Consider the following 10,438-nt stretch of genomic DNA (forward strand, 5'->3'; position numbering starts at 1 on the left):
AACCATTTAATACATGACCCGGTATCAGACAAAGGCAGGATACGATATTTATAATTATCGTGAGAGACTCGGCTTTTCAGGGGGTAATGTTCTAATGTTTCTGTCCAAAACCCATCGTAATAACAAGTCACCATATGCAAACGTAATGCCTGACGTTTTTCTTCCGGTAAGACCGTACATTCTGCCTGTAAGTAATAATGTTTCTGTTCGGAAATAGGGAGGTTTTTAATGCGTTGGAAGCTATAAATGGAGAGATATATACCGAGTAAACTCAGACTAACCAATACAACCCAAAGTATATAACCACTTGAAGACGTATTATTGGCATCAAAAATCAATCCCGTTATTCCTACCGATAATCCACTCAGCAAAAGGGTTGCAATCCACAACACATTTAAGCCAATTAGCTGAATGGGATTGAGAAAAGTCATTCCTTTTCTTTGAGGATTTCTTTGACTATCTGAAAATCATCAACAGGAAGTCTTCTATTATTAGGGTGATTTTGCAGTAACTCTTTCATTTTTAATCCATTAATTAAATAAGCTATGTTTTAAGTATTTTTTGAAGCTGGCATTTACCTTCCTAAGTGGAATTTTTAGAGTAAACAGCTTTTATATTATTAATCCATAAATCCATCATCAATATTAATAATGCAAAAGTATTGTTTTCTTTGTTAATTATAATTATTGTTATATTTAAATAAGAAGTAAATTTCACTATCCATATCACCACTCCTATTCATTAATTTAAACCTTCATATATTATCCAATATTTTCAGTTTTATTTTCTCTGTTTTTTAGCCTATTTTATCGTTCTTATCCGCGGATTAATTTTTATTTTCACCCTTAATCACCGTACATCAGTAAATAAAGTGCTTCCCAATGGGAGGATAATCAGTCACTTTTCGACACACATATTAGATGCCAAAATAGTGCAGCGCATTGTGTGGGACTCCACTCCCAAGCCAAAAAACATGATAACATTAAAGTCATTAGCATCGTGTAGGTGTGAGAGGTGTTGTGGGAGGTGTAATGAAGACTATCAATCAAAAAAAGTTACTGGCACAGGCTGAAATAATCTGTTTATCAAGAGGGGTTCGTCTGACACCTCAACGCCTTGAAATTCTTCGTTTAATTACGGAACAACCCAGCGCGATAAGCGCGTATGATTTGCTGGATTTGTTACGTGAAGTCGAACCAAAAGCCAAGCCCCCAACGGTTTACCGCGGCTTGGAGTTTCTACTGGAACAAGGTTTTATTCACAAAATAGAATCCACAAACAGTTATGTTCTCTGCCATCACTTTGAGGAACCCAGCCATACTTCAGCTATGTTTATTTGTGAAGATTGTGGCTCAGTGACCGAAAAGGATGCGAAAGATATTGAATCCACTATTCAACAGTTAGCGCAAGGAACAGGGTTTCATTTGCGAAATAGCGTGATAGAAGTCCACGGTTTGTGCTCTTCCTGCCATGAAATCGATTCCTGCACGGAACGCGATACATGCCAGCATAATCATCCTGTTGAAGAAAATAAAAAGAAATAAGGCAAGAACGCTTGAAGCCTGGTGAGGCGGTCACGGCTGATGTACTCATGTATTTTCAAGTTCCCGCTGAACTCAAGTTCAACGGGTACTGGAAAAAATGACCGCCCCAGAATGGCAAAATGCAATTATCCGTTTTTACAATCAGAACCAGTCCCCGTTACGAATAACGCCTACTGCCAATCCTTCAATAGTGAAACTCTGTTCGCTCAAATCAACAACAATCGATTCAAATTCTGGATTTTCAGCAATCAGCTCAATTCTGTTTCCTGTTTGTTTGAAGCGTTTTACTGTGACTTCATCTTCAATACGCGCCACAATGATTTGCCCGTTATGAACATCCTGTGTTTTATGCACAGCCAGTAAATCTCCGTCCATAATACCGATGTCTTTCATGGACATTCCACGGACACGCAACAGAAAATCAGCACTTGGTTTGAATAATTCGGGATCAACCTTATAGTGACTTTCGATATGTTCCTGAGCCAGCAGTGGTTCGCCAGCAGCAACACGACCTATTAGTGGTAATCCCGCTTTATCTTCCTCTTCGAGAAGCAAACGGATACCTCTGGATGCACCAGAGATAATCTCTATCACCCCTTTACGCGCCAGTGCCTTTAAATGCTCTTCTGCCGCGTTAGGTGAACGAAAACCAAGACGTGCTGCAATTTCAGCACGTGTCGGTGGCATACCCGTTTGCGAAATATGGTCACGCACCAAATTATAGACTTGTTGCTGCCTGGCAGTTAATGCTTTCATTTCGCCCCCTGTTTGTTTATACAGTCCGACTGTGAGTATATACAGGTAAATTCGAATTGGGAACCTGTCAGCACGTAAAAGCAGCTAAATAACGTAATTTGGTGAAAAACACGTCATATCAGCGCATAAAATGCGACCAAAGGATCATTCCCCAAGTGAATAGCGCCAGAAGTATGGTTAGAAATACAGCCGCTGACCCCATATCTTTCGCCCGGCCCGATAATTCATGATATTCATTGCCAATGCGATCCACTACAGCTTCTATAGCGCTATTAAGGATTTCAACAATAATAACCAGCATGACAGAACCGATAAGCAAGAGTCTTTCGAATAAGCCAAGATCTAAAGAAAATGCGATGATGATCGCAAATATGGCAGCAACTGACTCCTGTCGAAATGCCGCCTCATTTTGCCATGCCGCCTTGATTCCTTTCGCCGAATACCTGGCCGCTTTAATGATGCGAGTCAAACCTGTTGATTGATTTGCCATAAGAATTTTCTTTAATTAGCTTAATAGTTGTATGGTTATATAACTTTTAGCCCTTATTATTGTCTTATTTCGACAGATCTCAAAATCTGTTTCTGGTATCCTTGCGACGCATTGCTAACAAGAGGCTTAAAGTAGTTATGTCAGGTTGGCGTAAAATATATTATAACTTATTGAATTTACCACTAAGATTTTTAGTAAAAAGTAAACTTATCCCTACGGATCCCATTGCAGAGCTGCGTCTTGATACGACACGGCCTATTTTGTACGTACTACCGTACCACTCAAAAACAGACTTATTGACCCTGCGTCAACAATGTCTGGCGCAAGATCTGCCGGATCCGTTGTATCCTTTGGAAATTGGTGACACGCAGCTTCCTAGTTGTGTCTTTATTGATAACGGCCCACGTGTGTTCCGTTGTTATGCACCAAAACATGAATCTGTGAAAATTTTTCATTCCTATCTGGATCTGCATCGCAATAATCCCGATTTGAATATCCAGATGGTGCCAGTTTCCGTGATGTTTGGCCGTTCTCCAGGACGCGAAGGACAAGAAGGAAATACAGCACCGCAATTACGTCTGCTGAATGGTGTGCAGAAGTTTTTTGCAATCCTGTGGCTTGGGCGGGATAGTTTTGTGCGTTTCTCCACACCGGTTTCTTTACGCCGTATGGCTGACGAACATGGTACGGATGATATCATCGCCAATAAACTCGCCCGTGTTGCACGGATGCATTATTCCCGTCAGCGTCTCGCGGCTGTTGGACCTCGTTTGCCTTCCAGACAGGATCTATTTAACAAGTTACTGACATCAAAAGCGATAGAAAAAGCGCTTTCTGATGAAGCACGTAGCAAGAAAATATCTCCCGAAAAGGCGAAACAGAACGCTATCAATATGTTGGAAGAGATTGCTGCGGATTTCTCCTATGAAACAGTACGCTTGACCGACCGCGTTTTGAGTTGGACGTGGAACCGTTTGTATCAAGGCATCAATGTTCATAATGCCGAGCGAATTCGCCAGTTGGCACAGGATGGTCATGAACTGGTTTATGTTCCATGCCACCGTAGCCACATGGATTACCTTCTGCTCTCTTATGTGCTTTATCATCAAGGGCTGGTTCCACCGCACATCGCTGCGGGCATTAACCTGAATTTCTGGCCTGCCGGCCCGATATTCCGCCGTCTCGGTGCGTTCTTTATCCGCCGTACGTTTAAAGGCAATAAGCTCTATTCGACGATATTCCGTGAATACCTCGGTGAGTTGTTTGTCCGCGGTTATTCAGTTGAATACTTTGTCGAAGGGGGTCGTTCACGTACCGGCCGTTTGCTTGACCCTAAAACCGGCACACTCTCTATGACCTTGCAAGCGATGCTGCGTGGAGAATCCCGTCCAATCACCATTGTGCCGATCTATATCGGTTATGAGCATGTGATGGAAGTTGCGACTTACGCCAAAGAACTGCGCGGTGCGGTCAAGGAAAAAGAAGGCTTTTTCCAGATGGTGAATGGGCTACGCAAGTTACGTAATCTGGGACAAGGTTACGTGAACTTTGGGGAACCCATTCCGTTGATACAGTACCTTAACCACCATGTTCCAGAGTGGCGTGATTCCATTGATCCGATAGAATCCCAGCGTCCAACCTGGCTGACCCCAACAGTCAGCAAGCTGGCTGGCAATATTATGGTCAATATCAATAACGCCGCTGCAGCCAATGCCATCAATTTATGCACTACAGCATTGCTGTCGTCACGTCAGCGAGCACTTACTCGCGAGCAGCTTATTGAGCAGTTGGATTGCTATCTGCAATTACTGCGCAATGTGCCTTACACTGACGATATCACTGTGCCGAACAAAACAGCGGAAGAATTGTTGGATCATGCCTTGCTGATGGATAAGTTCGAGGTCGAAAAAGACAGTCTGGGAGACATCATTATCCTACCACGCGAAAGTGCGGTATTAATGACGTATTATCGCAACAATATCCAGCACTTGTTGATCCTGCCATCCTTAATTACCAGCGTTGTTATGCATCACCGTCGCATTAGCCGTAGTGAATTGCTCAGGCAGGTAGAGCTGATTTATCCGCTGATCAAGCAAGAACTTTTCATGCGTTACAGTAAGGAGACGCTCCCTGAAGTCGTCAATACTTTGATTGATGAACTGGTGCGTCAATGCCTTATCTGTAATAAAGAGCAAGAGATGCTGGTGCTAAACCCTGCGCGTATTCGCCCACTGCAATTGCTGGCGGCAGGTATCAGAGAAACGCTACAACGCTATGCCATTACGCTCTCTTTATTGAATGCCACCCCAGAAATTAGCCGTGGTGTACTGGAAAAAGAGAGCCGAATGCTGGCACAGCGTCTGTCAGTGTTACATGGTATCAATGCGCCAGAGTTCTTTGACAAGGCGGTTTTTGCCAGCTCGGTCAATACGCTACGCGAAGAAGGTTACATTCAAGACAGCGGCGATATGATTACGACCAGCGCCCAAGAACTCTACCATGTATTGAGTCAGTTGATGTCACCAGAAATTCGCTTGACGATTGAAAGCGTCAGTATGCCACCAGAGCAAAATGAACCTGAGCAGGTAGCGGAAGATCAGCAATAACGTCATTACGCTGGAAATAGAAAATCAACGGGCGGTATTCCGCCCGTTATACTAAACATAGCTGCAAAAGATACCGAGAAATAAAATAAAACCGACGTAGTTATTATTCATGAATGCCTGAAAACAGGGGGCTCTTTCCCGATCCGCAATCAATTTCTGCTGGTAAATAAATAGCGCAACTGCCAGCAATATTGTCCAGTAATATATTCCCCCCAAATTCACTATATTGCCAACTGACACCAGAATACCCAACATGGTGAATTGCAGAATCCCGATAACCAATTTATCAAAACGGCCAAAAAGTACAGCAGTCGATTTCACACCGATTTTCAGGTCATCATCACGATCAACCATTGCATACTGTGTGTCATAAATCACTGACCAAATGACGTTGGCCAAAAATAACAGCCAGCATTCCAAAGGTAAGGACTCACTTACTGCGGCAAATGCCATGGGGATTGACCAGCCGTAGGCAGCACCTAACACAACTTGTGGCAGATGACTGACTCGTTTGACGAAAGGATAAGTCCACGCCAGCGCCAAAGCAACGACCGACAATGCAATCGTCATTTTATTCAGCGTCAGAACCAGCGCAAAAGAAATGAGTACCAGTGTGGCAAACAAGATTTTGCTTTCTTTTTCGGTGATGTCACCACTCGGAAGAGGACGAGATTTTGTCCGTTCTACATATCCATCAAATTTTCTGTCTGCGAAATCATTAATGCAGCACCCTGCCGCACGCATGGAAAACACACCGATAGTAAATACTAACAAAACGTACAAGTTCGGCATACCCTTCGCGGCAATCCACAAAGCCCAATATGTTGGCCATAATAGTAATAATGCGCCAATGGGTTTATCGATACGCATTAAACGGCAATAAGCACGCCATTTATTCTGCGTCATACTGACCTCCAATCTATTTACCCCCTTTTATTCTGTTGATTTTATACACAGGTGATTCTGGCAGAAAAACCTCTGTGAGCAGCAATGGCTTACCTGATAGTCTCAATAAAGACCGGCGCACCCAACGATGCCCCTGCTGGCCTATTTGAATATAATCCCGCGTCAGGTTATTACCACTAAAAAGATAACGTCCGAGTGGAACGGTTCCCACATCAACCAATTTTTTATCTGGCCCGGTTAGTGTTTCTGCTGGAATGACTGTGCGCCCCAAAAGCCATGGGATGTTATCCCCATACAAAACAGTTTCACGCAACCAATATTTTTCACTTACAGGTAAGTGTTCACTTTCATTGCCTAACTCTTCTGCCGTGATGAAGCATTCCCGGAAAGGGGCAACCGATACCTGCTGACAATGTTGTTCGAAACGGCGTGTCATTGAGCCAACTTCCATCAGCCAATCTAAAATGTCTTCAGGAAGGTCGGCCTCATCTGTTGAAAACCAGTGGATGGGCGTCGAAGTTAATAAAGTGTCATCTGCCATGTCATTTTTCCATTGCGGGGAGCATCAATTTCCCCAACAGCACAACGAATGGGGAGTGAGGATATCATGTTGCAGACCAATAAAATAAAAAGTTGATAACAAATTATGGAAATAGCAAAAAACCTCACCCCAATAACAACATTTGTTGGGGTGAGGTGAAATTAAGTAAGATGGAAAGTCAGATTAGCGCCATTCTTTGAATCGGTTAATCAGACCATTTGTGGAGCCGTCATGACTATTCACGGCTTCTGCATCGTGTAATTCAGGCAGAATGCGGTTCGCCAATTGTTTACCCAACTCTACGCCCCATTGGTCAAATGAGAAAATATTCAGAATTGCACCTTGAACAAAGATCTTATGCTCATACATGGCAATTAATGCCCCCAAACTGAATGGCGTAATTTCGCGCAATAAAATGGAGTTTGTTGGACGGTTACCTTCAAAAACTTTGAACGACACCACATTCGCCACGTCCTGTGCATTTTTTCCCGCCGCCGCAAATTCTGCTTCTACCTGAGCCTGAGTTTTACCAAAGGCCAGCGCTTCAGTTTGCGCGAAGAAATTGGATAACAATTTACTGTGGTGATCGCTAACTGGATTATGGCTAATTGCTGGTGCGATAAAATCACAAGGGATCAGTTTGGTTCCCTGATGGATCAGCTGGTAGAAAGCATGCTGGCCATTGGTGCCCGGTTCACCCCAGATAATCGGCCCGGTTTGGTAATTCACTGGGTTGCCATTACGATCGATGTATTTGCCGTTTGATTCCATATTGCCTTGCTGGAAGTATGCAGCAAAACGATGCATATATTGATCATAAGGCAGAATCGCTTCAGTTTCTGCGCCAAAGAAATTGTTATACCAGATGCCAATCAGCGCCAACAAAACGGGAATGTTTTGTTCAAAGGCAGTCTGCTCAAAATGTTTATCCATCGCATGGGCGCCATTCAACAACTGTTCAAAATTGCCATAGCCAATGGAAAGTACAATGGATAAGCCAATCGCAGACCAGAGCGAATAGCGTCCCCCTACCCAATCCCAGAATTCAAACATGTTTTGTGGATCGATACCGAATTTGCTGACTTCCTGTTCATTGGTCGATAACGCCGCAAAATGTTTCGCAACATGTAATTCATCAACGGCACTTTGCAGGAACCAGTGACGCGCAGAATGCGCATTGGTCATCGTTTCTTGTGTGGTAAAAGTCTTGGATGCAATCAGGAACAAAGTGGTTTCTGGATCCAAGGTTTTTAGCGTTTCTGCAATGTGGGTTCCATCAACATTGGAAACAAAGTGCATATTCAGGTGATTTTTATACGCTTTCAGCGCTTCAGTTACCATATACGGGCCAAGATCAGAGCCACCAATACCAATATTCACCACATCAGTAATGGCTTTGCCGGTATAGCCTTTCCACTCACCACCGATGATACGTTCACTGAATGATTTCATTTTTGCCAGCACCGCGTTGACTTGCGGCATCACATCTTCCCCATCCACCATAATCGGGGTATTGCTGCGGTTACGCAGAGCGATGTGCAACACAGCGCGATCTTCAGTACGATTGATTTTCTCACCGGAGAACATACTGCGAATTGCGCTGGCTAAATCGGTTTCTTGCGCCAATGCCTGTAATTTTGCCAGTGTTTCAGTGGTAATACGGTTTTTGGAATAATCCACTAAAATCTGCTGATCAAATGTCGCAGAAAATGCCGTAAACCGCTCTTTGTTCTGTGTAAACAGATCCCGCAAATGCACATTCTTCATTTGCTCAAAGTGTTGCTGTAATGCTTTCCAGGCTTCAGTCTGGCTAGGATTGATGTTTTTCATGGATGATGCTCTCTATCAACTGTCGATAAACAATAGGAATGCACAGATTGTAACGGGTTAATTCTGTGATTAGTCTCCCTTTCCTTGTAATTACTGATATTGGTCAAAATAGCCAATGATTTCCAGCCCTAATTGTTGAGATAGGCAAAAACGATAATTTCATTTCTATCATGAAAGTTATTTATGGTTAATTACCAAGCATTGACTCAATGCGCCTAACCCGATATTTCTAAAAGCCTATTCTTCGAACAAAAGGTTATCACCCATGTGTGCTGTTTCATCTCCTAACTCGCAGTATGTTGTAGCAAAATTCGGCGGTACTAGTGTGGCAGACTATGATGTCATGAATAACTGTGCCGATATTATTTTGGCAAACGCAAATGTCCGCGTGGTCGTTCTGTCAGCTTCTGCTGGCGTGACCAACTTGCTGGTTGCGTTAGCGGCAGGCTGTGATAGCGATAAACGGGAGAGTTACCTGAAACAAATTCGTGACATTCAATATGCGATTATTGAGCGATTGAATGATGCAAATGTGATCCGCGAGGAAATTGATCGCCTGCTGGAAAATATTGAGATGCTGTCAGAAGCAGCATCGCTTGCCACCTCAGAAGCCTTGACTGATGAATTAGTTAGCCACGGTGAAATAATGTCCACTTTGCTGTTTGTGGAATTGCTGCGCCAGCGCAATACCGACGCAGAATGGTTTGATATCCGCCGGATCATGCGAACCAATGATAATTTTGGCCGGGCAGAGCCGGATACCCACCAGCTCCATACTTTGGCGATGGAACATATTCACCCTCGTTTGGACAATACCATTGTTATTACTCAGGGCTTTATCGGCAGAGAAGAAAAAGGCCGTACAACTACGCTGGGACGAGGTGGCAGTGATTATACCGCAGCCTTGCTGGGGGAAGCGCTTGGATTAAAGCGCGTTGATATTTGGACTGATGTTCCGGGCATCTACACCACCGATCCCCGTGTTGCCCCCACGGCTAAACGCATCGATAAAATTGCCTTTGATGAAGCGGCAGAAATGGCGACATTTGGTGCAAAAATCCTCCATCCCGCCACATTGTTGCCTGCGGTGCGTTATGGCATCCCAGTATTTGTTGGCTCCAGCAAAGAACCACAAGCGGGCGGTACAGTGGTTTGTGATAAAACAGAGAATCCACCGCTGTTTCGCGCACTGGCATTACGCCGCAAACAGACTTTACTGACACTGCATAGCCTGAAAATGCTACATGCAAGGGGCTTTCTGGCTGAAGTTTTTACCCTGCTCTTGCGCCATAATATTTCGGTGGATCTGATTACCACATCAGAAGTGAGCATCGCCCTGACGTTGGATACCACTGGCTCCACCAGCACCAATGGCAGTCTGCTGACCAATGCTTTGCTGACTGAACTTTCCACGTTATGCCGTGTGGAAGTCGAAGATGATATGGCACTGGTGGCGATTATTGGTAATGAACTTTCTCAGGCGAAGGGATTAGGAAAAGAGATTTTTGGCGCGCTGGAGTCGTTTAATATTCGCATGATCAGCTATGGTGCGAGCAGCCATAATGTCTGTCTGCTTGTTCCCGGTAAAGATGCGGAACAGGTGATTCAGACGTTGCATCGGAGTTTGTTTGAGGTATGACGGAACAAATTAAACATCGCGCTGGCATTGGTCGCACTATAGACGATAATCCTGACTTGCCTTAATCGCTTATCCAAAAAATGTTACTGGCAAAAACCCGCGTTGTGATCTGACCCCCGAAAGTTG

Annotated in this window: 8 protein-coding genes and 1 pseudogene; 3 read left to right on the forward strand and 6 right to left on the reverse strand. The window is 44.0% G+C overall.

Going from position 1 to position 10,438, the window contains the following annotated elements; all coding sequences use genetic code 11:
- Nucleotides 1–431 (reverse strand): annotated as a pseudogene (locus tag H8A87_RS19455) (DUF1266 domain-containing protein); the annotation flags it as partial.
- Between the two features lie 600 nt (nucleotides 432–1,031).
- Here H8A87_RS19455 and zur point away from each other — a divergent pair.
- On the forward strand, nucleotides 1,032–1,544 hold the full coding sequence (gene zur, locus H8A87_RS19460) for a zinc uptake transcriptional repressor Zur (RefSeq protein WP_198691526.1): 513 nt from the start codon (nucleotides 1,032–1,034) through the stop codon (nucleotides 1,542–1,544).
- A 141-nt stretch (nucleotides 1,545–1,685) separates the two neighbouring features.
- On the opposite strand, the gene lexA is transcribed toward zur, so the two are convergent.
- Both lexA and H8A87_RS19470 read right to left on the reverse strand, forming a co-directional pair.
- Nucleotides 1,686–2,300, reverse strand: a complete 615-nt coding sequence (gene lexA, locus H8A87_RS19465; RefSeq protein ID WP_198691527.1) for a transcriptional repressor LexA — start codon at nucleotides 2,298–2,300, stop codon at nucleotides 1,686–1,688.
- Nucleotides 2,301–2,418: 118 nt separating this feature from the next.
- Nucleotides 2,419–2,790 (reverse strand): diacylglycerol kinase, encoded by a 372-nt coding sequence (locus H8A87_RS19470; RefSeq protein ID WP_198691528.1) that lies wholly within the window; start codon nucleotides 2,788–2,790, stop codon nucleotides 2,419–2,421.
- 137 nt (nucleotides 2,791–2,927) lie between these two features.
- Here H8A87_RS19470 and plsB point away from each other — a divergent pair, with 137 nt between their 5' ends.
- A complete protein-coding gene (gene plsB / locus H8A87_RS19475) occupies nucleotides 2,928–5,396 on the forward strand; it encodes a glycerol-3-phosphate 1-O-acyltransferase PlsB (protein WP_198691529.1) in 2,469 nt (822 codons plus the stop codon).
- Between the two features lie 51 nt (nucleotides 5,397–5,447).
- Here plsB and ubiA read toward each other — a convergent pair whose 3' ends face one another.
- The 3 genes from ubiA to pgi form a co-directional block, all read right to left on the reverse strand.
- Nucleotides 5,448–6,302 (reverse strand): 4-hydroxybenzoate octaprenyltransferase, encoded by an 855-nt coding sequence (ubiA, locus tag H8A87_RS19480; protein ID WP_198691530.1) that lies wholly within the window; start codon nucleotides 6,300–6,302, stop codon nucleotides 5,448–5,450.
- 13 nt (nucleotides 6,303–6,315) lie between these two features.
- Complete coding sequence (gene ubiC / locus H8A87_RS19485) at nucleotides 6,316–6,843, reverse strand: chorismate lyase (protein WP_198691531.1); 528 nt, start codon at nucleotides 6,841–6,843, stop codon at nucleotides 6,316–6,318.
- Nucleotides 6,844–7,026: 183 nt separating this feature from the next.
- Nucleotides 7,027–8,673, reverse strand: coding sequence for a glucose-6-phosphate isomerase (pgi, locus tag H8A87_RS19490; protein WP_198691532.1), 1,647 nt, complete (start codon nucleotides 8,671–8,673; stop codon nucleotides 7,027–7,029).
- Nucleotides 8,674–8,938: 265 nt separating this feature from the next.
- On the opposite strand from pgi, the gene lysC reads away from it, so the two are divergent.
- On the forward strand, nucleotides 8,939–10,312 hold the full coding sequence (lysC, locus tag H8A87_RS19495) for a lysine-sensitive aspartokinase 3 (RefSeq protein WP_198691533.1): 1,374 nt from the start codon (nucleotides 8,939–8,941) through the stop codon (nucleotides 10,310–10,312).
- Nucleotides 10,313–10,438: the final 126 nt, after the last annotated feature.

It is taken from the genome of Xenorhabdus lircayensis, from assembly GCF_016306625.1.
In the GTDB taxonomy this organism is placed as follows: domain Bacteria; phylum Pseudomonadota; class Gammaproteobacteria; order Enterobacterales; family Enterobacteriaceae; genus Xenorhabdus; species Xenorhabdus lircayensis.